Annotated in this window: 17 protein-coding genes; 9 read left to right on the forward strand and 8 right to left on the reverse strand. The window is 71.7% G+C overall.

Annotation, left to right across the window (positions count from 1 at the left end; genetic code table 11):
- Positions 1-4: 4 nt before the first annotated feature.
- The 4 genes from OHU35_RS13340 to OHU35_RS13355 form a co-directional block, all read right to left on the reverse strand.
- Positions 5-1,516: an alpha-N-arabinofuranosidase gene (locus tag OHU35_RS13340; RefSeq protein ID WP_405505360.1), complete on the reverse strand. Its 1,512-nt coding sequence runs from the start codon at positions 1,514-1,516 to the stop codon at positions 5-7.
- A 97-nt stretch (positions 1,517-1,613) separates the two neighbouring features.
- Positions 1,614-2,462: a carbohydrate ABC transporter permease gene (locus tag OHU35_RS13345; protein ID WP_405505361.1), complete on the reverse strand. Its 849-nt coding sequence runs from the start codon at positions 2,460-2,462 to the stop codon at positions 1,614-1,616.
- Positions 2,459-3,400 carry a carbohydrate ABC transporter permease gene (locus OHU35_RS13350; protein ID WP_189724968.1) on the reverse strand — a complete coding sequence of 314 codons (942 nt, stop codon included), beginning with the start codon at positions 3,398-3,400 and terminating at the stop codon, positions 2,459-2,461. The genes OHU35_RS13345 and OHU35_RS13350 overlap by 4 nt, the downstream gene beginning before the upstream one ends.
- Positions 3,397-4,752 (reverse strand): extracellular solute-binding protein, encoded by a 1,356-nt coding sequence (locus OHU35_RS13355; RefSeq protein ID WP_405505362.1) that lies wholly within the window; start codon positions 4,750-4,752, stop codon positions 3,397-3,399. Before OHU35_RS13355 ends, OHU35_RS13350 begins: the two co-directional genes overlap by 4 nt.
- A gap of 309 nt (positions 4,753-5,061) precedes the next feature.
- On the opposite strand from OHU35_RS13355, the gene OHU35_RS13360 reads away from it, so the two are divergent.
- Genes OHU35_RS13360 through OHU35_RS13370 form a run of 3 tightly spaced genes read left to right on the forward strand, consistent with a single transcriptional unit; the run spans position 5,062 to position 8,329 of the window.
- Positions 5,062-5,709: a toxin-antitoxin system, toxin component family protein gene (locus OHU35_RS13360; protein WP_189724970.1), complete on the forward strand. Its 648-nt coding sequence runs from the start codon at positions 5,062-5,064 to the stop codon at positions 5,707-5,709.
- Positions 5,706-6,926, forward strand: a complete 1,221-nt coding sequence (locus OHU35_RS13365; RefSeq protein WP_189724971.1) for an MAB_1171c family putative transporter — start codon at positions 5,706-5,708, stop codon at positions 6,924-6,926. The genes OHU35_RS13360 and OHU35_RS13365 overlap by 4 nt, the downstream gene beginning before the upstream one ends.
- Positions 6,923-8,329, forward strand: a complete 1,407-nt coding sequence (locus OHU35_RS13370; protein ID WP_405505363.1) for an NAD(P)/FAD-dependent oxidoreductase — start codon at positions 6,923-6,925, stop codon at positions 8,327-8,329. The genes OHU35_RS13365 and OHU35_RS13370 overlap by 4 nt, the downstream gene beginning before the upstream one ends.
- A gap of 13 nt (positions 8,330-8,342) precedes the next feature.
- Here OHU35_RS13370 and OHU35_RS13375 read toward each other — a convergent pair whose 3' ends face one another.
- From OHU35_RS13375 to OHU35_RS13390, 4 genes are all read right to left on the reverse strand, one after another.
- Positions 8,343-9,206: an SMP-30/gluconolactonase/LRE family protein gene (locus OHU35_RS13375; protein WP_405505364.1), complete on the reverse strand. Its 864-nt coding sequence runs from the start codon at positions 9,204-9,206 to the stop codon at positions 8,343-8,345.
- Positions 9,203-9,976, reverse strand: coding sequence for an IclR family transcriptional regulator (locus OHU35_RS13380; protein WP_189724974.1), 774 nt, complete (start codon positions 9,974-9,976; stop codon positions 9,203-9,205). The genes OHU35_RS13375 and OHU35_RS13380 overlap by 4 nt, the downstream gene beginning before the upstream one ends.
- Positions 9,977-10,154: 178 nt before the next feature.
- On the reverse strand, positions 10,155-11,399 hold the full coding sequence (locus OHU35_RS13385) for a PucR family transcriptional regulator (RefSeq protein ID WP_405505365.1): 1,245 nt from the start codon (positions 11,397-11,399) through the stop codon (positions 10,155-10,157).
- Positions 11,400-11,401: 2 nt separating this feature from the next.
- Complete coding sequence (locus OHU35_RS13390; RefSeq protein WP_184592273.1) at positions 11,402-11,554, reverse strand: hypothetical protein; 153 nt, start codon at positions 11,552-11,554, stop codon at positions 11,402-11,404.
- A gap of 214 nt (positions 11,555-11,768) precedes the next feature.
- Between OHU35_RS13390 and OHU35_RS13395 the strand changes: the two genes are divergently transcribed.
- The 6 genes from OHU35_RS13395 to OHU35_RS13420 all read left to right on the forward strand — a co-directional run bounded on the left by OHU35_RS13395 (position 11,769) and on the right by OHU35_RS13420 (position 21,088).
- Positions 11,769-12,764: a DUF3068 domain-containing protein gene (locus OHU35_RS13395; protein ID WP_189724976.1), complete on the forward strand. Its 996-nt coding sequence runs from the start codon at positions 11,769-11,771 to the stop codon at positions 12,762-12,764.
- A 228-nt stretch (positions 12,765-12,992) separates the two neighbouring features.
- Entirely contained in the window at positions 12,993-14,144 is a 1,152-nt protein-coding gene (locus tag OHU35_RS13400) for a glycosyltransferase family 4 protein (RefSeq protein ID WP_189724977.1), read from the forward strand.
- On the forward strand, positions 14,141-14,866 hold the full coding sequence (locus OHU35_RS13405; protein WP_189724978.1) for a bifunctional 2-polyprenyl-6-hydroxyphenol methylase/3-demethylubiquinol 3-O-methyltransferase UbiG: 726 nt from the start codon (positions 14,141-14,143) through the stop codon (positions 14,864-14,866). The genes OHU35_RS13400 and OHU35_RS13405 overlap by 4 nt, the downstream gene beginning before the upstream one ends.
- Positions 14,863-18,996, forward strand: coding sequence for an alpha-(1->3)-arabinofuranosyltransferase family protein (locus tag OHU35_RS13410; RefSeq protein WP_405505366.1), 4,134 nt, complete (start codon positions 14,863-14,865; stop codon positions 18,994-18,996). The genes OHU35_RS13405 and OHU35_RS13410 overlap by 4 nt, the downstream gene beginning before the upstream one ends.
- On the forward strand, positions 18,993-20,336 hold the full coding sequence (locus OHU35_RS13415; RefSeq protein WP_405505367.1) for a condensation protein: 1,344 nt from the start codon (positions 18,993-18,995) through the stop codon (positions 20,334-20,336). Before OHU35_RS13410 ends, OHU35_RS13415 begins: the two co-directional genes overlap by 4 nt.
- Positions 20,333-21,088 carry a methyltransferase domain-containing protein gene (locus tag OHU35_RS13420; protein WP_405505368.1) on the forward strand — a complete coding sequence of 252 codons (756 nt, stop codon included), beginning with the start codon at positions 20,333-20,335 and terminating at the stop codon, positions 21,086-21,088. Before OHU35_RS13415 ends, OHU35_RS13420 begins: the two co-directional genes overlap by 4 nt.
- Positions 21,089-21,094: the final 6 nt, after the last annotated feature.

Consider the following 21,094-nt stretch of genomic DNA (forward strand, 5'->3'; position numbering starts at 1 on the left):
GTCGTCACGCCAGCCGGATCACGTTCCACGACAGCGGCTCCAGGACGGCGCTCAGCGTGCCGTTCTGGAGAGCCGTGCCCTCGACCGGGTGCGGGGTGACCCGCTCGGGGTCGTCGAGGGTGTTGCGGGCGTCGGGGTCGGCGTCCGCGAGGGCGCTGTGCTCGACGACGGACGACAGGCCGAGACCGCTCAGGGCGACCTCGAGCGGCAGCGCCTCGGTGCGGCTGCGGTTGACGGCGAACACGGTGACCGTGCCGTCCTCGGCACGTACGGCGGTGGCGTGCAGCAGGTCGGCCTCGCCGTACTTCTTCGTCTCGTACGTCGGTGAGTCGACGCGGACGTCGAGGACCTGGCCGCGGCCGTACTTGCTCGCCTGCGCGAACGGGAAGAACGTGGTCTGCCGCCAGGCCGGGCCGCCCGGCTCGGTCATGATCGGGGCGATCACGTTGACCAGCTGGGCGAGGCAGGCGACGGTGACGCGGTCGGCGTGGCGGAGCAGGGCGATGAGGAGCGAGCCGAAGACGACCGCGTCCATGACGCTGTAGTTGTCCTCCAGGAGCCGGGGGGCCTGCGCCCAGTCCCGCGCGCCGGAGTTCTCGATCTCGTGCCATTCCGAGATGTACCAGACGTTCCACTCGTCGAAGGAGAGGTTGATCTTCTTCTTCGACTTCAGCTTCGCGCCGATGTGGTCGGCGGTGGCGACCACGTTCTCGATGAAGGACTCCATGTCAACGGCGGAGGCCAGGAAGGAATCGAGGTCGCCGTTCTCGGGCTGGTAGTAGGCGTGCAGGGAGATGTGGTCGACGAGGTCGTACGTCTCCTCCAGGACCGTCGCCTCCCAGGCGGCGAAGGTCGGCATGGACTGGCTGGAGGAGCCGCAGGCGACGAGTTCGACGCCCGGGTCGATCTGGCGCATGGCGCGGGCGGTCTCGGCGGCGATCCGGCCGTACTCCTGAGCGGTCTTGTGGCCGGTCTGCCAGGGGCCGTCCATCTCGTTGCCCAGGCACCACAGCTTGATGCCGAAGGGGTCCTTGTCGCCGTGCGCGGCACGGAGGTCGGACAGGGCCGTGCCGGCGGGGTGGTTGGCGTACTCCTGGAGTTCGAGGGCCTCGGCGACGCCCCGGGTGCCGAGGTTGAGGGCCATCATGGGCTCCGCCTGGGGGCCGATCTTCTTCAGGAAGGCGATGTACTCGGAGAGGCCGAAGCGGTTGGTCTCGGTGGAGCGCCAGGCGAGGTCGAGGCGTCGGGGGCGGTCCTCGGCCGGGCCCACCGAGTCCTCCCACTTGTAGCCGGAGACGAAGTTGCCGCCGGGGTAGCGGATGGCGGTGACGCCGAGTTCGCGGACGAGGTCCAGGACGTCCTGGCGGAGGCCTTCGGCGTCTGCGGTGGGGTGGTCGGGTTCGAAGATGCCGGTGTAGACGCAGCGGCCGAGGTGTTCTACGAAGCTGCCGAAGAGGCGGGGGTTTACCTCGCCGACCGTGAAGGCGGGGTCGAGGGTGAAGCGGGCCTTTTGCATTTTCGCCTTTCGGGGTGGGTGGTTCTGTTGTGTGGCGGCTGCGGGCTTGTGGGGGTTGTTCGCGCAGTTCCCCGCGCCCCTGAAAAGGGGCGATTGTCTACTGGCCCGCCAAGCCCGTGTGCGCGACGCCCGCCACTATCTGGCGTTGGAAGAACACGAAGACGATGATCAGGGGCAGGCCCGCCATCAGGCCGCCGGCCATGAGCTGGGCCCATTGGATGCCGTAGGAGTTCATGACGGTCGCGATGCCGTTCGGCATGGTCATCAGGTCGGGGTTGTTGGTCACCATGTAGGGCCAGAGGAAGTTGTTCCACGAGGCGATGAAGGTGAAGATGCCGACTGCCGCGAGGGACGGGCGGGAGAGCGGGAGGACGATGGTGAAGAAGACCCGCCAGCGGCCCGCGCCGTCGATGAACGCGGCCTCCTCCAGTTCGCGCGGGATGCCCTGGAAGAACTTGTAGAGGATGTAGACCATCGCGGCGGGTGCGCACTGCGGCAGGATCATGCCCCAGTAGGTGTCCACCATGCCCATCTGCTGGACGGTGGTGAACAGCGGCACGCCGAGGACCGCCGGGGAGATCATCAGGCCCGCCATGACCAGTCCCATCAGGGCGTTCTTGCCGCGGAACTCGGTGCGGGCGAAGCCGTATCCGGCGAGGGCGCTCACCAGCAGGACGACGGACGTCACGCAGACCGAGACGACCAGGGAGTTCACGAACCAGTTGGTGATGTTGCCGGTCTCGAAGAGGGCCTTCCAGGCCTGGCCCGTCCAGTCTCTCGGGAGCCAGTGCGGGGGGACCTCCACCGCCTCGGTCTCCGACTTGAGCGAGGTGAACAGGCCCCAGGCGAAGGGGGCCAGGAAGAGCGCGGAGACGGCGGTGCCGAGGAGGGTGAGCACGATCTGGCTGGGCGTCCACGGCTTGCGGGGGTGCGCGACTGTGCTCATCGGGCGGCCTCCTCACGGTTGCGCAGCAGCCACATCCGGGCGAGGGCGACGGCCGCGATGATCACGAAGAAGATGACGGAGATCGCGGAGGCGTAGCCCACGCGGTAGCTCGTGAAGCCCTCTTCGAGGGTGTACTGCACGAAGGTGCGGGTCGATCCCTCGGGTCCGGGCAGGAAGTCCATCATCACGACGGCCTGGTCGAAGACCTGGAGCGAGGCCAGGATCTGCAGGGCGATGACGAGCCCGGTGATGTTGCGCAGCATCGGCAGGGTGATGTGGACCATGCGGTGCCAGGCGTTCGCGCCGTCCAGTCTGGCGGCCTCGTAGAGGTGGCCGGGGATGCCCTGGAGGGCGGCGAGGTAGAGCAGGAAGCTGAAGCCGACCGTCCACCACAGGGTCTGGATGACGATGGCGAGCATCGCGTAGGACTTGTCGGTCAGCCAGGGCGTCTCGATGCCGAAGACGTGGTTGATCATTCCGGTGCCGGGGTTGAACAGCCACTGCCACAGGTTGGCGGCGACGGTGGACGGCAGCAGGAACGGGGCGAAGAAGCACAGCCGCCACAGCCACTTGCCGCGTTCGATGTGGTGGGCGAGCATCGCGAGGAGGAAGGCGAGGACCGTGATGCAGGGGACGACCAGGAGCGTGAAGTACGCGCTGTGGCCCAGGGAGTCCCACATCAGCGGGTCCTCGAGGGCCTCGCGGTAGTTGTCGAGGCCGATGAAGCTCGCGCCCTCGCCGGAGATGTTGGCGTCGGTGAAGCTGAGGTAGACGCCGCGCAGCAGCGGCCAGATCACGAACAGGGCGAAGAGCGCCAGGAACGGGGCGACGAACCAGCCGCCGTGCTGGAAGCCCTGGCCGCGGCGGAGGCGGGCGCTGTCGGCGGCGGTCCTCACGCGTGCGGGTGCGGCGATGGTCTGGGCGCTGGTCGCCGTCATGCGGCCGCACCTCCCTCTGCGGCGGTGTGGCCGTCCATGGGGTTCTTCATGGCGAGCAGCTGGGTGAGCGCGCTGTTCATCCGGCGGGCGGCGGTCGCCGGCTCGGCGGAGCCCACCGTGGCGGAGACGACGATCGGGCCGACGCGCTGGGCGAGGATGCCGGTGGAGCCCGCGAACCAGACCTTCGGTTCGGTGGCCTGGTGGTCCATGGCCGACACGTACTCGCTCTGCGGGTTCAGCTCCTTGTACGCGGCCGTGGACAGGGTCGGCGTGTACGCCGGGATGTGGCCGCCGGCCGCCCACTGCCGGGCGTGCTGGACGACGTAGGCGGCGAGTCGGTGGGCGGCCTCGTTCGTGGCGCCGCCTCGGTCGGACTGGTGCGGCAGGACGAAGGCGTGCGACTCGGCGTGGGTCGCCTGCTTGCCGAAGACGGGCGGCAGCGGGGTCGCGCCGTAGTCGAGCTTCGCTCCGGAGTAGACCGGGACCGACCAGTTGCCCTCCCAGGCGAAGGGCGCGCCGTTGACGAACTGTTCGGCGCCGACGGAGCCCCTGGCCGGATCGGCGTAGCCGTCGGCGGTGTGGCGGCGCAGGAACTCCAGGACCTGGGTGGCCTTGTCCGTGTCGAAGGTGACCTCGGTGTTCGCGGCGTTGAACCAGGTGCCGCCGAGCTGGGTGTAGAAGGCGACGAAGAACCACCACTGGAAGTTCTGGTCGTTGGCCCACATACCGATGGTCTGGAGGCCCTTCTTGGTGGCCTTCCTGGCTTCCTTGAGGACGTCGAACCACTCGTCGGGGGAGGTGACCGGCACGATCCGGCCGTCGTCGCCGAGCAGCCCCGCCTTCTTCAGCACGTCCTTGCGGTAGAAGCAGAGCTGGACGTGGATGTCGAGCGGGAGGGCGTAGAGCTTGCCGTCGATGACGGCGCGCTTCCACAGGGCGGGGTTGAAGTCCTCCTCCCGTACGCCGTATTCGGCGAGCAGGCCGACGTCCCAGGGGTCAAGGAAGCGGCCGGGCGAGAAGCCGGTGACCCGGCCCAGGTGCATGACGCCGAGGTCGGGGGCGCGGTTGCCCGCGGCGGCCATGGCGAGCTTGGTGTAGAAGGGGCTGCCCCACTGGAGCGTGGAGTCCTTCACCGCGATGTCCGGGTTGTCCTGACGGAAGGCGTCCAGCATGGCGATCATGTTGGAGCCGTCGCCGCCGCTGAAGAGGTTCCAGTACCGGACGCGGGTGTTCGCGCCGGAGGCGAGGGCGTCGGCGCCGGTGCCGAGTGCGGCGAAGCCGAAGCCGCCCGCGACGGAGAGTCCTCCGAGCCCGCCCAGAAGCTGCCTGCGATTCAGGCCAGGTCTTCCCATTCCCTGTCCTTACTGTCGATGTCCGGCGTTCGGCATGTGCGGCGTGCGTGTTCGGTAGCGCGTGTTCGGTAGCGCGTGTTCGGTAGCGTGTGTTCGATATTTCGAAAGATGCTCGTCACTTCGAACGGGACCGTAAATTCGAAGCGCTTGCGCGTCAATGGTGCGGCCGGACTCTGGACATGACGTTCCGCGCAAGAACGGTCGTTCTCCGTTGAACTACGGGCGTCGGATCGCATGACGTGAACACTTTCGGGCGCGTAGTCTCGGACCCGCTGCCAAGCCGTCGGCCGGCGGTGAGAAGGGGGAGCGATGGACATGGCGGGCGCGCGGATCGGGGCCCGGGTCACCGCCGCGCTCAGGCGCTCGCGCAGGGGTTCCGCCATGCGCGGCCTGGCCGCCGGGCTCGCCACCGCGGTCCGGGCGAGAGAGCAGTCCCCCACCGACATACGGTCGTTGTGCCGGGCGCTGTGCGAGGAGATGAGCGCGCGGCGCGGAGGGCGTCCCGTCGAGCTGCGTTTCGAGCGCTTTCCCGACGAGATCGAAGTGACCGGGCTGTGGGTCGAGTTCCAGGACTTCGACCTCGTCATCGTCGAGGAGCGGGCCGAGGCGGTGCAGCAACTGGTCATCCTCGGGCATGAGCTGTGGCATCTGCACGCCGGGCACGGACATCACCATGTCGCCGGTACGGCGGCCGTCCGGGCCATGGACCGCGAGCCCGGCTGGACGTCCGCGGCCCTGGCCGTGGCGGCCCGCGACGGTTCACGCGAGCGGGACGAGGCGGACGCCGACGAGTTCGGGCACCGACTGGCCACGGTCTTCCGCGGCTTCGCGAACGGCTCCTTCGCCGACGGTTCCTTCGCGAGCGGTTCCTTCGCGGACGGGCCGGGCGCGGACGCCGCACTCGATCCGGTGCGGCGGTCGATGGGCTACCGGGGACGCGGAGGCAGCGCCCGATGATGCACGCCCGGGACGTCCTCGACGGCTTCTCCGTCTCCTTCTGGCTGCCGATCGGGGCGCTGACCGTCGCCCTGGTCATCAAGCTGCCCAGCCTGGTGAAGATGTGGCGGGACCCCATGCTGCGGGCCGTCGGCGGACTGCTGCTGTTCGCCTGCGCCGTGTTCGTCTTCGCCTCCCCGGCCGTCATCGGCTGGACCAACCGTGTCACCGGCGTGCCGAACATCGCGGCGCCGCTGGTGTACTCGCTGCTCACCGCGCTGTGCGCGTCCTGGCTGCTGCTGATCGTCGCCTGGCGCAACGGCCTGTCCGACCGCTCGGCCTCGACGCGCCGCGCCGCCCGGTGGGTCGTCTTCGCCTACGCGGGTGTGGTCGTCGCCCTGTGGGTGCTCTTCTGGCTCGCGGACGTCCCCGTGGAACGCCGGCAGGACCTGGACACGTACTACGCCAACACGCCCTTCATGCGCGAGGAGATCCTGCTCTACCTCCTCGCGCACACCGTGGCCTGCTCGGTCACGGCCCGGCTGATCTGGAACTGGGTCCGCACCGACGGCCTGGACGCCTGGCTGCGCTGGGGCCTGAGGTTCCTCGGCGTCGGCTACGCGACGAACCTGCTCTTCGACGCCGCCAAACTCACCGCCGTCATCGCCCGGTTGACCGGCAACGACCTGGACTGGCTGAGCACCTACCTGGCACCCTCGGCCGCCTGTCTGTCGGCCACCATGGTCGCGATCGGCTTCATCATTCCGCACGGCGGCCAGTACCTGCACGAACGGTGGCGCATCCGGCTCGCCCACTGGCAGCTGCGCCCTCTCTACCTGCTGCTGCGCACCGTCAACGGCGGCGGCGCCCCCTTCGCCCCGCGCGCCACCGGCGAACTGCGCCTGATCCGCCGCGAGACGTACATCCGCGACGTGCTCCTCCAGCTCTCCCGGCACCTCGACGAGGAGCTGCGGGAACGGTCGTACGACGCGGCCCTGGAGCTCGATCTCGAGCCCGGCCGGGCGAAGGCGCTGGCCGCGGCCGTCACGATCCTGGACGCCGTCGCCGCCCGCGAACGGGCCCCGCAGAGCGACAGCGCCGCCTCCCCCTCCGGCCCCGACACCACCTATCTGCTGCAGGAGATCCAGGCCGTGTCCCGAGCCCTGCGCCACCGCGACCACATCGAGGCGGTACGCTCGCGCGCGGCCGCCCCCGGGAGAGAGAACGCCCGCGCATGACTGACAGCTCCACCCCCGCCAGAACCGCCGTCGTCCTGGGGGGATCCCACTCCGGCATGCTCGCGGCACGCGCGCTGGCCGATGTCGCCGACCGGGTCGTCGTCGTGGAGCGCGACGCGCTGCCCGCCGCTCCCGGCCCCCGCAAGGGACTGCCGCAGGCACGGCACGCCCACATGCTCTGGTCGGGCGGGGTGCGGGCCATGGAGGAACTGCTGCCCGGGATCACCGGGGCGCTCAGGGAGGCCGGGGCGAACCGGCGGCCGGTCACGACGGACATCGTCGCCCTGGGCACACGGGGCTGGTTCCGGCGCTGGCCCGAGTCCCACCACGTGATCCTGGCCGGCCGGGACCTGCTGGACGCGACGGTCCGCGCGCGGGTCCTGGCCGACGCGCGGATCGAGGTCGTCGAGCGCGCGGAGGCGGTGGGCCTGACCGGCACGGACGCCGCGGTCACGGGCGTACGGATCCGGCCCCACGACGGCCCCGAGCGGACGCTCGAAGCCGACCTGGTCGTCGACGCCTCGGGCCGCGGCTCCCAGGCCGCCCACTGGCTGGCCGCCCTCGGCCTGCCCCTGGCGGAGCGACGCGAGGTCGACGCGGGCCTGGCGTACGCCAGCCGCCTGTATCTCGCCCCCGCGGCGGCCCGCGACGGCTTCCCGGTCGTCAACGTCCAGCCCGACCGGCGGGACGGCGGGCCCGGCCGGGCGGGGTTCCTGCTGCCCATCGAGGAGGGCCGGTGGATCGTCACCCTGTGCGGCACGCGCGGCGGCCGGCCGTCCCGGGAGAACGGCGACTTCGTCCGCTTCGCCCGTGAGGACCTGCGGCACCCGCTGATCGGCGACCTGCTCGAACAGGCCGAGCCGCTGTCCGACGTGTCCTTCACCCGCACCACCGTCAACCGCCGGCACTTCTACGAGCGGATGCCGGCGTGGCCCGGGAACTTCGCCGTCCTCGGCGACGCGCTCGCCGCGTTCAACCCGGTCTACGGGCACGGCCTGGCGGTCGCCGCGCAGAGTGCCCTGCTGCTGCGGGACACGGTACGGCGGCACGGCTGGGCCGCGCCCGGGCTGTCCCGGCGGATCCAGAAGGCCGCCTCCCGGCCGGTCGGCGCGGCCTGGGACCTGGCCATCGGCCAGGACGTCTTCTACCCGGGCGCGACGGAACAGGGCCCCACCCTCCGGGACCGGCTCGTGACCGCGTACGTGGACCGGCTGATGTACACGGCCACGGGCAACGGCCGGATCGCCCGCCGCGTGACCGATGTGACGTCGCTGGAGCGGGGGGCGGGGGTGTTGCTGACTCCGTCGGTGGTGGCGGCGGCGGTGGTGGGGCCGCTCAAGCCGTCGTTGAGCGGGCCGCCGCTGACGGCCGCGGAGCGGAAAGCGGCCGGGTTGGAGCCCTAGCCGTCCAGCGGGACTAGCCGGCGAACGCGGGCTGTGCCACGCCCTTCCCCGCCTCCGGCACCACGAACACCGACCCCGCCAGCGCGGGCGGCTCCGTCAGGCCCACGCGAGCCGTCGTGATGTACAGGTCGCTCAGCCCGGCCCCGCCGAACGCGCACGCCGTCACCAACGGCACCGGCAGCTCGATCACCCGGTCCAGCTCACCGTCGGGTGTGTAGCGCCGTACCGCCGAGCCCTGCCAGAGGGCGACCCACACGCACCCGTCGGCATCCACGGTCAGCCCGTCGGGAAAGCCCGCGCCGTCCTCGATCTCGGCGAGGGTCCGCCGGCCGGACACCCGCCCGTCCGCGTAGTCGAAGACGTCGACCCGCCGGGTCGGGGAGTCGATGTAGTACATGAGCCGTCCGTCGGGGCTCCACCCCGTGCCGTTGCTGACGGCCACGTCGTCCAGGACGACGTCGACCGTGCCGTCACCGCCGACGCGGGACAGCGTGCCGCCGCCCGGGGCCTCGTCGTACCGCATGGTGCCCGCCCACAACGCACCGTCGGGCGCGACGGCGGCGTCGTTGGCACGGCGGCCGGGAACCGGCTCGTGGTGCAGCCAGCGGAACCCGCCGTCGCGGTCGCCGTCGGGATCGAGGAGGCCGACCCCGTCACGCAGGTTCAGGACCAGTCCGCCCCCGGCGCGCGGCTTGACCGCGCCCACGTGCTGTTCGGTGCGGCGGACCGTGCGACGCCCGGTGACCGGGTCGTAGGTGTGCAGCCGGGAGCCGAGGATGTCGATCCAGATCAGCCGGCCGGCCGGCGCGTCCCAGGTCGGCCCCTCGCCGAGCTCGGCCTCGGCCCGTACGGCGACCTCGTACGGCCTCGTCGTCATGCCATGCTCCGGTGGCCGAGGTGCTCGGACAGCTCGGCGGCGCCCTTCGCGGCGAGCTGCTCCAGCTCGGCGCGGCGCTCCTCGCTCCAGCGGATCATGGGCACGGAGATCGACAGGGCGGCGACGACCTGGCCGGTGCGGTCGCGGACCGGCGCGGCCACGCAGCTCACGTCCGGGTTGGACTCGCGGTTCTCCACGGCGAGGCCCCGCTCGCGGATCTCGGTCAGGGCCTCGCGCAGGGCGGCCGGGTCGGTGATGCTGTTGGGGGTCATCGCGACCAGCCCGGCGTTGTCGGGAATCCGCGTGGCGAGTTCGTGCTCGGGAAGGGAGGCCAGCAGCATCTTGCCGACGGAGGTGCAGTGGGCGGGCAGCCGGCGGCCGGCCGCCGACACCATCCGCACGGCGTGTGTGGAGTCCACCTTGGCGATGTAGATGACGTCCGTGTCCTCGAGGATCGCCACGTGTACCGTCTCGTCGCAGGTCTCGGCGACGGACCGGGCGACCAGCTGCCCCTCGGCGGCGAGGTCGAGCTGCTCGGCGTAACGGGCACCGAGCTGGTACGGGCGTACGCCGAGCCGGTAGCGTCCCGGCTGGCCGGGCACCGGGACGATGTACTTCCGGGCGGCGAGCGTGGTCACCAGCTCGTGCACGGTGGTACGCGGCAGCTGCAGCTTGCGCACGATGTCGGGGGCGGAGAGCGTCCCGTCCCCGTCGAGGAAGAGCTCGAGAATGTCGAGAGCCCGGGTCACGGCTGGTACGAGTCGTCCCACGACCGGCCCCTCCCTATGTGTCTCAGGCGCCTGTGTTCGAGATTTCAACAGGCGATCGGCATGACGAACACAGGCTAGCCATAGAGGTTTGGCCGGGCAATGGGCAGAGGCAGAGCGGGCGGAAACCGACGAGCCCATTACGGGCACGCCGGTGATCACCGGGTGGGCGGTCGGAGGCTCACCGTCGCCCGTGCATCGCCCCCAACTGCCCCCGCAGCCGTTGCGCTCGCAGTACCAGTTCCAGTTCGAAGCGGCGGTCGGGGTCGTCGATCTCGTCGCCCCACAGTTCCCGGATCTGGCGCAGGCGGTAGCGGACGGTCTGGGGGTGGACGCCCAGGCGGGTCGCGACCTCCGGGGCTCCGCCTCTGGTCTCCAGCCAGGCCAGGAGTGTTTCCGCGAGGCGACGGCCGTGGGTGGGGCCGCAGTGGGTCAGGGGGGACAGGCATCTCAGGGCCAGGTCGTCGATGAGTTCCTCCGGCTGGAGGAGGACCAGCGCCTCGGTGTGCTCGGTGCAGTAGAGGACCTCGCCCATGGGGAGCAGCTCCCGTTCCATCAGGCGTACCGCCGCCTCGGCCCAGCGCAGCGACTTCGCCGCGTCGGCGAGCGGTACCGGAGGTCCGATCGCGCCGGACCAGCCGGCCAGGGCACGGTGCAGCAGCTCGGGGCGGCCTGCCGCACCCGGGTCGGGCACGACCATGCGGGGCTGCTCGTACTCCATGTCGAGCAGCACGCCCTGGCCGACCGCGGGGGCCATGGCCTCCCGGGCGGGGCGCAGCAGGACGCCGACCGCGACCTTCGCAGGTAAGGGCCAGCCGATGCGGGCGGCGCGTTCGGTCAGGGCCTCGGCGGGGTCGCCGCGGTGGTGTTCGGCGAGGAGCAGTTCCATCAACCGGCGCTGCAGGCGCAGGCGTTCACCGGCCTGGCGGGCCGCCGCCTCGGCGTAGCCGCGTACGGACTGGTCGACGAGGCCGTCCAGGTACTCGTAGCCCGCGTCGACGAGTTCGTACATCGCCGGGGGCGGGATCTCCACGCGCTGGCCGATGTCGGCGAAGCGGCGCCAGGCCAGGCGTACGCCCATGCGGTAGATGGCCTGGAGGGAGTCGAGCGAGCGGCCGTTCAGGCCCTCGCCGCGGCCGAAGTCCTGGAAGACGCCCGGCGGGACGGTTGGCCGGCCCTCCGAGTGCTCCAGGTGCTGCACGAAGACCTCGATGGCGCGGCGGATGCCGACCAGGGCCATGGGCTCGCCGGAGTCGTCGAGGACGACGGGCAGATGGGGGTACTCGCGCTGTATCTCGCAGAGGATCTCCTCGGCGAGGGCGGGTGCCTCGGCCATGGCGATCGCCGCGAACCGGCGCACCTGGAAGCGCGGTACGTCGTGCCAGGCCGAGCGTGCGGTGACGGTTCCGGTGCGGGCGGCTGTCACCGTCAACTCCCCTGGTCCGCTTGTTCGTACGTGATCAGGGGGGTGTTCGGCTGGTCGGGTGTGGCCTGGAGCAGCGCGACCACACCCAGCGCGGCGCCCACGGCAAGGGCGGCGGCGAGCGCGACGGTCAGCGCGGCAGCGAGCAGTCTCGACATCGCAGGGTCAGCCTCTCTGTCCGGATTCGTCCGGAGATCATCCGGAGGTTTCCCCACCCCGGCGTCCCGTCCCTGCCTGTCGCGCCCAGTCTCGACAAGCATTGACACCCCGTCAAGAGCGGCCTACGGTTCCCGGCCCAACCGCACGCGCACTGTTCCCCGCCGTGCCGGTCTTCTCGTACGTCGAGCCGTCCCAAGCCACTGGAGTGCCCGGATGCGCCGTACAACCTCTCCGTTTTCCCTGGTCCTGCTGGGTCTCGGCACGTTCCTGCTGGTGCTGGCGCCCCTGCTCGCCTGGTATGTGCAGCCGCGTGCCGCGGTGAATCCGATCGACATCGACACGACCGCCGTCTACACCGGCCGGGGCAGCGTCTTCGACACTGACCGGATCGAGACGGTGCCCGACCGGAAGATCACCGTCACCCAGCGGGTCCGCGGCAACGTCGAGGACAGCGAACGCAGCGGCAGGGCCGTCTGGGACGTGATCACCACGGTCGACACGGACAAGTCGCTGCCGGCCGCCGATCCGCACGACGCGCTGGACTTCACGCCGCACCGCTGGGTGATGGACCGCAAGACCACCCGGCCGGTGCACTGCTGCGGGGAGAAGCCGTACATCGAGGGCGAGGCCTATCTGAAGTTCCCCTTCGACGTGCAGAAACGCTCGTACCAGTGGTGGGACAACACCCTCGGCGACACGGTCGTCCTGCGCTACCGGGGCACCGAGAAGGTCCAGGGCTACACGGGCTACAAGTTCACCGGCTCGGTGCCGCCGACCAGGACCGGCACGCGCATGGTGCCCGGCAGCATCGTCGACCAGCCGAACCGGCCGCAGGTGCTGGCCGAGGAGTGGTACTCCAACCACGGGTTCGAGCTGGTCGTCGACCAGGCCACCGGCCGGGTGATCTACGCGCAGACCGGGCCCAGGCGGACCCTGCGGGCGCCGGGCGGGAAGAAGGACGCGGCGGTGCTGCTGGACAGCCCGAAGGTCTCGTTCACGACCGCGACACAGAAGGAAGCGGTGCGGCAGGCGAAGCGGGACAGCGGCCAACTGCGGCTCGTGGGCGAGACGTTGCCGATCGGGGCGGCCGTGACCGGTTTTGTGCTCGCGGTGGTGGGTGGTGTTCTCGTGGCGCGTGGGCGGAAGGAGCCGGAGCAGCCTGTTCCATCCGAAACGCCCGATACACCCCAGCCCACCCTCACGATGTGATGTGACGTCAGCTCTAACAAAGCCCGAAATTGTCACGCCGGTGAGTAGCCGTGGCGAACGTCCGGGCGAAAACTATCCAACCCCACCCCGAGCACAACCCGTCCACAACCCCCTCCCAGGAAGAGCTCAGGCCCCCCACAGGCCGACTCCCCAAGACTCCCCTTCCGGAACGAACCCCCCACGTTCTCCCACGTTGAGTTCCGCACCCCGAGACGAGTTGGAGCACCCATGCCCCAGCACGTACCGTCCCCGCTGCGTGCCGCGTCCCAGGGCGCGCAGCGACCCCTTCCGGCGCTCCCCCCACATCCGCGCCGGATCGTCTTCCTCGCCCATCGTGATCTGGACAACCCCTCCGCCGGCGGCTCCGAGCTGCTGGTGGACAAGCTCGCCGACGGGCTGACCCGGCTGGGCCACCAGGTGACCCTGCTGTGCGGAGGCCCCGCGGCCTTCCGCGACTACCGGGTCGTGTCGGCGGGCGGCCCGTACGGGCACTATCTGCGCGCCCGTTCCGCCTTCGCCCGCCAGATCGGCGACTGCGATCTGCTGGTCGAGGTGTGCAACGGCATGCCGTATCTGGCGCCCCTGTGGCATCGCGGCCCCACGCTGTGTCTGGTCAACCACGTCCACACGGATCTGTGGAAGATGCGCTTCGGCGGGCCGCTGGCCCCGGCGGCGCGGATCGGCCGAAGACTCGAACACTGGGCGCTGACCGGCGCGCAGCAGGGCAGCCTGATGGTCGCCGTGTCCTCCTCGACGGCCCACGCGCTGCGGGCGATCGGGGTCGAGCGGGACCGGATCCGGGTCGTGCACAACGGGGTCGAGGAGCCGGGGCCCAGAGCCGAGCGCTCGGCCGAGCCGTTGTTCGTCGCCGTCGGGCGGCTCGTCGAGTACAAGCGGATCGATCTGCTGCTGCGGTTGTGGGAGCGGGTGCGGCCGGTGACCGGCGGGCGGCTGGTGATCGTCGGGGACGGGCCGGAGCGCGAGCGGCTGGAGCGGCTCGCCGGGCCCGGTGTGGAGTTCACCGGGTATGTCTCCGAGGCCGAGAAGCACCGGCTGCTGTGTGCGGCCTGGTTGTTGCTGCATCCCTCCGCCGTGGAGGGGTGGGGCCTGGTCGTCACGGAGGCCGCGGCCCGGGAGACGCCGAGTGTGGCCTTCGATGTGCCCGGGCTCAAGGACTCCGTCGTGGACGGTGAGACCGGGGTGCTCGCACAGGGCGAGTCCTCGTTCGCCGCGGCGTGGTGTGCGCTTGCCCTGGCCGGGCGGGAGCGGGAGTCGATGGGGAAGGCGGCTCGGGATCGGGCCGCGCAGTTTCGGTGGGATCGGACGGTGCGGCGGTTTCGGGTTGTTGCCGCGGAGGCGGTGAGGGGCTGGGGGCCGTGAAAGACCCCTCGTTTCGACGATCTCTTGCCCTGTTCCGTGCCTTCCTCCGCGAACAGGACGATCCCGAATTCTGCTACTCGCTGCTCGCCCGTGACGCCGTCGACCAGGTCGAGGCCTACGACGGGCCTGTCGCCGGGCGTACGGTCCTGGACATCGGCGGGGGCAGCGGCTACTTCACCGAGGAGTTCCGGCGTCGCGATGCCCATGCCTATCTGTTCGAGCCGGACATGGCCGAGTTGGGTGAGAAGCCGCCCGACAGCGCTGTGGTCGCCGACGGGTATCTGCTGCCTCTCCGGGACGGCATCGCGGACGTCACCTTCTCCTCCAACGTGCTGGAGCACGTGGCCGATCCGGAGACCTTCCTCAGTGAGCTGGCCCGGGTGACGCGCCCGGGCGGGCTGATCTATGTGTCGTTCACCAACTGGCTGTCGCCGTGGGGCGGGCACGAGTGGGCCCCGTGGCACTACTTCGGTGCCGAGCGGGCCCGCGCCCGCTATCTGCGGCGGACCGGCCGGCCCGCCAAGCACACGCTCGGCGAGAACCTGTTCGCGGTGCACATCGGCTCCACCCTGCGGCAGGTGCGTGCCCGCGACGACGTCACGGTCGTCTCGGCGCGCTCCCGCTACTGGCCCTTCCTCGCGGAGACCGTCGTCAAGGCGCCCGGGATCCGCGAGTTCGCCACCTGGAACCTCCTCCTCATTCTGCGGCGGTGTCCTACATGACAACCACGGTCCAGGCTCCTCCCCCGGCAGCCGTTCCCACCACCGCGACCGCGGCGGGTCCCCCCGAGGGCCCGCGGTCGCGGCGCTGGCTGCTGGGTTTCTGGGCTGTGGTGTTCGTGTTGTTCCTGGTGGTGCAACCCGGGCGGCAGACCTTCGACACCAAGCTGGGCGTCACCGTCGATCCGGGGCAGTTCCTCGCCGACCTGGGCCAGTTGTGGCACGACCGGGCCGGGTTCGGCGGGATCCAGGACCAGTACGTCGGCTATCTCTGGCCGATGCTGCCGTTCTACTGGCTGTGCGACCTCGTGCGGCTGCCGGTGTGGCTGGCCGAGCGGCTGTGGCTGTCGCTGATCGTGTCCGTCGCCTTCTGGGGTGCGTTGCGGCTGGCCGAGCGGCTGCGGGTGGGCAGTGGCACCTCCCGGCTGCTGGGGGCCGTGGCGTACGCGCTGTGGCCGGTGTTCACGACCGTCATCGGGTCGACGTCGGCCGCCGCGCTGCCCGGCGCGTTCCTGCCGTGGGTGCTGCTGCCGCTGACCAACGAGCGGTACGCCGCCCGGGTCGCCGCGCTGCGCTCGGCGCTGCTCGTGCCGTTCATGGGCGGGGTGAACGCCTCGGCGACCCTGGCCTCACTGCTGCCGGTCGGGCTCTATCTGCTGTCCCGGCCGCCCGGGCCCCGGCAGCGCAAGCTGATCGCCTGGTGGACCCCGGCCGTGATCGTCGTGACGGCCTGGTGGTGGGTGCCGCTGCTGCTGCTCGGGGTCTACGGCGAGAACTTCCTGCCGTACATCGAGACGGCGCGGACCACGACGGACACCATGTCGGCGACCGAGGCGCTGCGCGGCGCCGGGAACTGGGTCGCCTATCTGCACTTCGGTGAGGCGTGGCTGCCCGCGGGGTGGGCCGTGGCCTCGTCGGTCGTCGTGATCGTGTGCTCGGCGCTGGCGGCCGGGCTGGGGCTCGCCGGACTGGCCCGGCGGGACCTGCCCGAGCGGCGGTGGCTCGTGCTGACCGTGCTCGTGGCGGCGCTGGTGCTGCTCGCCGGGTACGGCGGGGCGTTCGGGGCGCCGTTCCACGGGGTCGTGCAGGGCTGGCTGGACGGGTGGCTGTCGCCGTTCCGGAACATCTACAAGTTCCAGGCGGGGCTGGCGCTGGCGCTGGTGCTGGGCCTGGTCCATCTGGTGGGTGTGGCCGCCGAGCCGCGCGGGGCCCGCCCGGTGCGCGGCCGGCGCCTCGCCCCGCTGGTCGCGGCGGTGCTGATCCTGCCGGGGCTGCTGCTGCCGTACCTCAACGGCTCGATCCTCAACCCGGGTTCCTTCCAGAAGCTCCCCACCTACTGGCAGGCCACGGCCGACTGGCTGGAGAAGTACTCCCCCGACTCCCGTGCCCTGGTCGTCCCGGCCACCGCGCACGGCATGTACACCTGGGGCTCCCCCATCGACCAGCCGCTCGACGTGCTCGCCGAGTCGCGCTGGGCGCAGCGCGACTACGTTCCCTTCGGCACGCCCGGCAACCGGCGCGCCATGGACGCCGTCGAGCAGGCGCTGCTGACGGGAGGCGAAGTCCCCGGTCTCGCCGACTACTTGAGCCGGGCGGGGCTGTACTACGTCGTCGTACGGAACGATCTCGATCCCGATCAGATCGGCGCGGTGCCGACCGCTACGGTCAAGCGGACGCTGGAGCAGTCCGGGTACGAGCGGGTGACGGGGCTCGGTCCTGTGATGACCGGCGGGCGGATCGCGCAGGACGCGCCGCTCCAGGTCGAGGGGCTGTACGCGCGGCAGCGGGCGGTGGAGATCTACCGGCCGGCCGGGGACGACGTGCTCCGGCCCGGCCAGGCCGGGCTCACCCCGGTCTCCGACACGGCCGTGGTGTCCGGCGGCCCGGAGGCGCTGCTGCCGCTGGCGTCCCGGCTGCGCGGGCGGGCGGCCGTCCTGACCGGCGACAACCATCCCGGGCTCGGCACCCCCGCCGTGCAGGTGGTGGGCGACGGGATGCGGCGCGCCGACACCCGGTTCGGCCTGGTCAACGCCGGTACGTCGTACACGTACACGCGGGACGAGCGCAACGCGCCCGACGCCCAGCAGGACCCGGACGAAAAGCCGCGCCAGATCCTGCCCGCCGAGGGCACCGACCACCAGACCGTGGCCGAACTGCGCGGCGCCCACTCGGTGACGGCGTCCTCGTACGGCAACTGGCTCTTCCACCTGCCGCAGTACGACCCGGTGAACGCCTTCGACGGCAACCCGGACACCGCGTGGGCGGAGGGCGCGCCGGACACGCCGGACGGGCAGTGGCTGCGCGTCGGCTTCACCGGCCCGTACGACATGCCGTCGTCCTTCAAGGTCACGCCGTTGCCGCAGGAGAGCGTGCGGGCGGCCGCGACGAAGGTACGGGTGGAGACGGAGAAGGGCTCCAGGACGAGCTTCCTCCAGCCGAACGGCAAGACGCAGCGGATCAAGGCGCCCGAGGGCACGAGCCGGTGGATGAAGCTGACGATCGTGGACTCGGTGGAGCGCCGGGCCGGTCTGACGGGCGCGGGCTTCTCCGAGATCGACCTGCCGGACATCCAGGTGACCCGGCTGCTGCGGCTGCCGACGGACGCGGACAACGCCACCGCGCCCGCCACCCTTGTCTCCCTGCACCGCGCCTCCGACCCGACCGGCCTGTCCGCGAGCGGCACGGAGGCCGGCCTGCACCGCCGCTTCACGACACCGGCCGCCGGAACCTACGAGGTGAAGGCGAACGCGGTACCGGTGCCGGGCGAGGAACTCGACCGGCTGCTCTACGAGGTCGCACCCGAACAGCAGACCCGGATCGTCGCCACCGCCGACTCCACGGCGAGCCTCGGCGCGGGCCTGACGGCACGCAACCTCACCGACGGCGACCTGACGACGGCCTGGATCGCGGGCGACCGGCCGACGATCCACCTGAGCTGGGAGGGCAAGCAGCCGGTCGGCGAACTCGTCCTGGCCCCCGCGGGCGGCCTGTCCACCCGTGCCTCCCAGGTGCACATCAGCTCACCCGACGGCGCGACGATCGCGGGCGTCGACGAGAACGGCTGGGTCCGCTTCCCGCCGATCACCACGGACCGGCTCGACATCACGGTCACCGAGACCGCCCCGCTGACCCTGCACAACCCGGTCGCCGACGAGGACCTGCGCCTCCCGGTGGGCCTGACGGAGGCGTACCTCCCGGCCCTCGACCAGTACCGCACCCCGCAGCCGGACGGCACCCGGAAGTTCTCCCTGCCGTGCGGGAAGGGGCCGGACGTGGCGCTGGACGGGGAGCTGTACCGGACGAGCGTGAAGGGAACGGTGCGGGACCTGGTGGAGCGGCGGGGCGTCGAGGTGACGCTCTGCCAGGAGGGCCGGGGCGACGCGGAGGTGCGGCTCCCCGCCGGCGAACACCGGCTGGAGGGCGGTGACGCGGGCCCGCTCGCGCTCACGGACGTGACCCTGACCCGCGGGACGGTCCCGGAGGCCGCGGCCGCCGGGCGTGAGCTGAAGGTCCGGGACTGGCTGGGCGACCGGCGCGAGGTGACGGCCGGCTCGGGTGCGGCCTCGTACCTCACGACGTACGAGAACTTCAACGACGGCTGGAAGGCCACCCTGAACGGCAAGGAGCTGACCCCGGTGCGGCTGGACGGCTGGCAGCAGGGCTGGCGGATCCCGGCCGGGGCGGGCGGCGCCGTCAAGCTGTCGTACGAACCGGCCACCACGTACGACGCCGGGCTGATCGGCAGCGGCGCCGGCATCGCGGTGCTGCTGGGCCTCGCCCTGTGGCGCCGCCGCGCCCCCAACCCCGACGCGCCTCAGCCGGTCCCGCCGCTGCCCGGGCTGTGGCTCGGCACGGTGGCGCTGACGCTGGTCGGAGCGGTGATCGCGGGCTGGCTCGCGCTGCTGGTCCCGGCACTGGCGCTGCTGGCCTCGCGGCGGCACGCCCTGCTGGTGCCGATCGCGTTCACGGCGCTGGCGGGAGCGGGGATCGCCGCCGCGATCGGGGCCGGGGAGCCGGTGGGGTCGGGTACGGGCGCGTTCGGACATGTGGCCCAACTACTGGCGTTGATCGGCCTGTTCGCGGGACTCGTGAGCCTGCGCGAGCCCGCCCCGGAGAGGACCGAGCCCGCATGACCCCGACCCGCATCCCGTTCCCGGTGGTGGACGAGGTGTCCCGGCACTGCCTCCAGGAGGAGGAGCCGGAGACGGTCCACATCGAGGTCCACCTCCCGGGCCCCCTCGACGAGCCCCGCCTGCGCAAGGCCTTCACGGAGGCCCTGCACCGGCATCCCCGGATCCTGATGCGCGAGGCGGCGGGATCGCGGTTCCGCCGCCGCTACGAATGGGAGCTGACGGGCGAACCGGACACGGAGGTGGTGACCTTCACGCCCGCGGGCCCGAGGGCGTTGCGGGACGCCAGAACCCGGGCTCTGGCAGAGGCACCATCCCTGTCGATGTCCCCACCGATCCGACTCGAAGCCGTGGCCCTAGCTGCGGGCATGCGTGCCGCTAGGGGCGGCACGGGTGGGCGCAGCAACACCCCGCCACGCCGGGCTGCGCACCCACCCGACCCCAGCCCCAACGCCGGCACCGTCCTCGTCCTCACCATCAACCACACCGCCCTCGACGGCCCAGCCTGCCTCCGCATACTCGCCACCGCAGCGGAGCTCTACGGCGGCAGAGACAACAACCCCGCCGCACCCCCGACCCGCCCCGCAGCACCACCTCAACAAGCCCCGGACACCCCGACTACCTGGTCACCCCCCGCCCGGGTGGCGCAAGGCACCCCCGACCCCTCCCCCGGCAACGGCATGCTCGTCACGGAACTCCCCCTCCCGCACCGCCCCAAGGGCTCCCCCTACACCGTCAACGACCAGCTCATGGTCACCACGGCCCTGACCATCGCCCACTGGAACCGGGAACACGGCGCCCGCCCCCGCCCCCTGCGCATCACCATGCCCGTGGACGACCGCCCCCGCGACACCACGATGCCCATCGGCAACGGCACCCGCCTGGTCGAAGTACCTTTCGCACCTGTGGAGTTGAAGGCCGAGATGCCCACCCTGCTCCGCCGGACCGCGGAGCGCACCTGCGCGCTGAAAGCCCTGACCCGCCCCCAACTGGGCCACGGGGCCGCGCTCCTCACCACCCCCTGGGCCCCGGTCGCCGCCCGCGCCGCCCTCACCCGCGGCCTGCGCAGGGCCGCCGCGCCCTGGACGTCGACGACCCTGCTCAGCAACATCGGCCGCATCCCGTACCCGCTGGACTTCGGCGAGGAGGCGGGCCGCGTGCACGCGGTCTGGTTCTCGGCCCCGGCCCGGATGCCGCGCGGCCTGACCGTCACCACCGCCTCCACCGCCGGCCGCCTCCACCTCGCCCTGCGCTGGTCCCGGGCCCTGCTCAGCCACGGCGACGGCGCCCACCTCCGCGACCTCTTCGAGCACTATCTGCACACCACGGAGGTCGCCCCATGACACCGACACCGACACCGACCACCACCGGACGACGCCCGCCCCGCGATCTGCGCGACTTCTACGAGAACCCCGCCGTGCCCGTCGCCTCCGGCACCCCGCGCAGCCTCCGCCAGGCCCGCATGCTGGCCCGGGCCCTCGGACCGGCCACCGACCGCCCCCGCACGGTCCTCGACATCGGCTGCGGCGACGGCACCGCCGCCGCCACCGCCGCGCCCCTCCTGCCCGGCCATCGCGTCATCGGCGTCGACTGGTCCCAGGACGCCCTCAGACGCGCCCGCACCCGCATCCCGTACGCGGTCCGCGGTGAACTCACGGGCGGCGGGCTGCCGTTCGCCTCCGAGTCGGCGGACGCCGTGCTGTTCAGCGAGGTGATCGAGCACCTCGTCGATCCGGACGCCGCGCTCGACGAGATCCGCAGGATCCTGCGGCCCGGCGGGCATCTGATGCTGTCCACCCCGAACCTGGCCGCCTGGTACAACCGCGCCCTGCTGCTCGCCGGTGTGCAGCCGGTCTTCTCGGAGGTCAGCCTGCGCGGCATCCACGGCCGCCCGGGGAAGGAGGTCGTGGGGCACCTGCGCCTCTACACCGCCCGCGCGCTCAGGGAGTTCGTCGCCGCGTCCGGATTCACGGTCGCAGGGCTCGAAGGCGCTCCCTTCCACGGCGTACCGCGCCCGCTGCGGCCGCTGGACCGGCTCGCCTGTGCCCGGCCGCGGCTGGCGTCGATCCTGCTGCTGCACGCCAGGAGGACGTAGCCCATG

It is taken from the genome of Streptomyces purpurascens, from assembly GCF_045040895.1.
GTDB classification, from domain to species: domain Bacteria; phylum Actinomycetota; class Actinomycetes; order Streptomycetales; family Streptomycetaceae; genus Streptomyces; species Streptomyces purpurascens.

Bases quoted from the DNA above. Each gene is read 5' to 3' on its own strand.
- OHU35_RS13360 (WP_189724970.1), top strand. From the start codon at position 5,062: ATGGACATGGCGGGCGCGCGGATCGGGGCCCGGGTCACCGCCGCGCTC.
- OHU35_RS13420 (WP_405505368.1), top strand. From the start codon at position 20,333: ATGACACCGACACCGACACCGACCACCACCGGACGACGCCCGCCCCGC.
- OHU35_RS13340 (WP_405505360.1), bottom strand. From the start codon at position 1,516: ATGCAAAAGGCCCGCTTCACCCTCGACCCCGCCTTCACGGTCGGCGAG.
- OHU35_RS13350 (WP_189724968.1), bottom strand. From the start codon at position 3,400: ATGACGGCGACCAGCGCCCAGACCATCGCCGCACCCGCACGCGTGAGG.
- OHU35_RS13370 (WP_405505363.1), top strand. From the start codon at position 6,923: ATGACTGACAGCTCCACCCCCGCCAGAACCGCCGTCGTCCTGGGGGGA.
- OHU35_RS13375 (WP_405505364.1), bottom strand. From the start codon at position 9,206: ATGACGACGAGGCCGTACGAGGTCGCCGTACGGGCCGAGGCCGAGCTC.
- OHU35_RS13390 (WP_184592273.1), bottom strand. From the start codon at position 11,554: ATGTCGAGACTGCTCGCTGCCGCGCTGACCGTCGCGCTCGCCGCCGCC.
- OHU35_RS13410 (WP_405505366.1), top strand. From the start codon at position 14,863: ATGACAACCACGGTCCAGGCTCCTCCCCCGGCAGCCGTTCCCACCACC.
- OHU35_RS13400 (WP_189724977.1), top strand. From the start codon at position 12,993: ATGCCCCAGCACGTACCGTCCCCGCTGCGTGCCGCGTCCCAGGGCGCG.
- OHU35_RS13345 (WP_405505361.1), bottom strand. From the start codon at position 2,462: ATGAGCACAGTCGCGCACCCCCGCAAGCCGTGGACGCCCAGCCAGATC.
- OHU35_RS13355 (WP_405505362.1), bottom strand. From the start codon at position 4,752: ATGGGAAGACCTGGCCTGAATCGCAGGCAGCTTCTGGGCGGGCTCGGA.
- OHU35_RS13415 (WP_405505367.1), top strand. From the start codon at position 18,993: ATGACCCCGACCCGCATCCCGTTCCCGGTGGTGGACGAGGTGTCCCGG.
- OHU35_RS13395 (WP_189724976.1), top strand. From the start codon at position 11,769: ATGCGCCGTACAACCTCTCCGTTTTCCCTGGTCCTGCTGGGTCTCGGC.
- OHU35_RS13365 (WP_189724971.1), top strand. From the start codon at position 5,706: ATGATGCACGCCCGGGACGTCCTCGACGGCTTCTCCGTCTCCTTCTGG.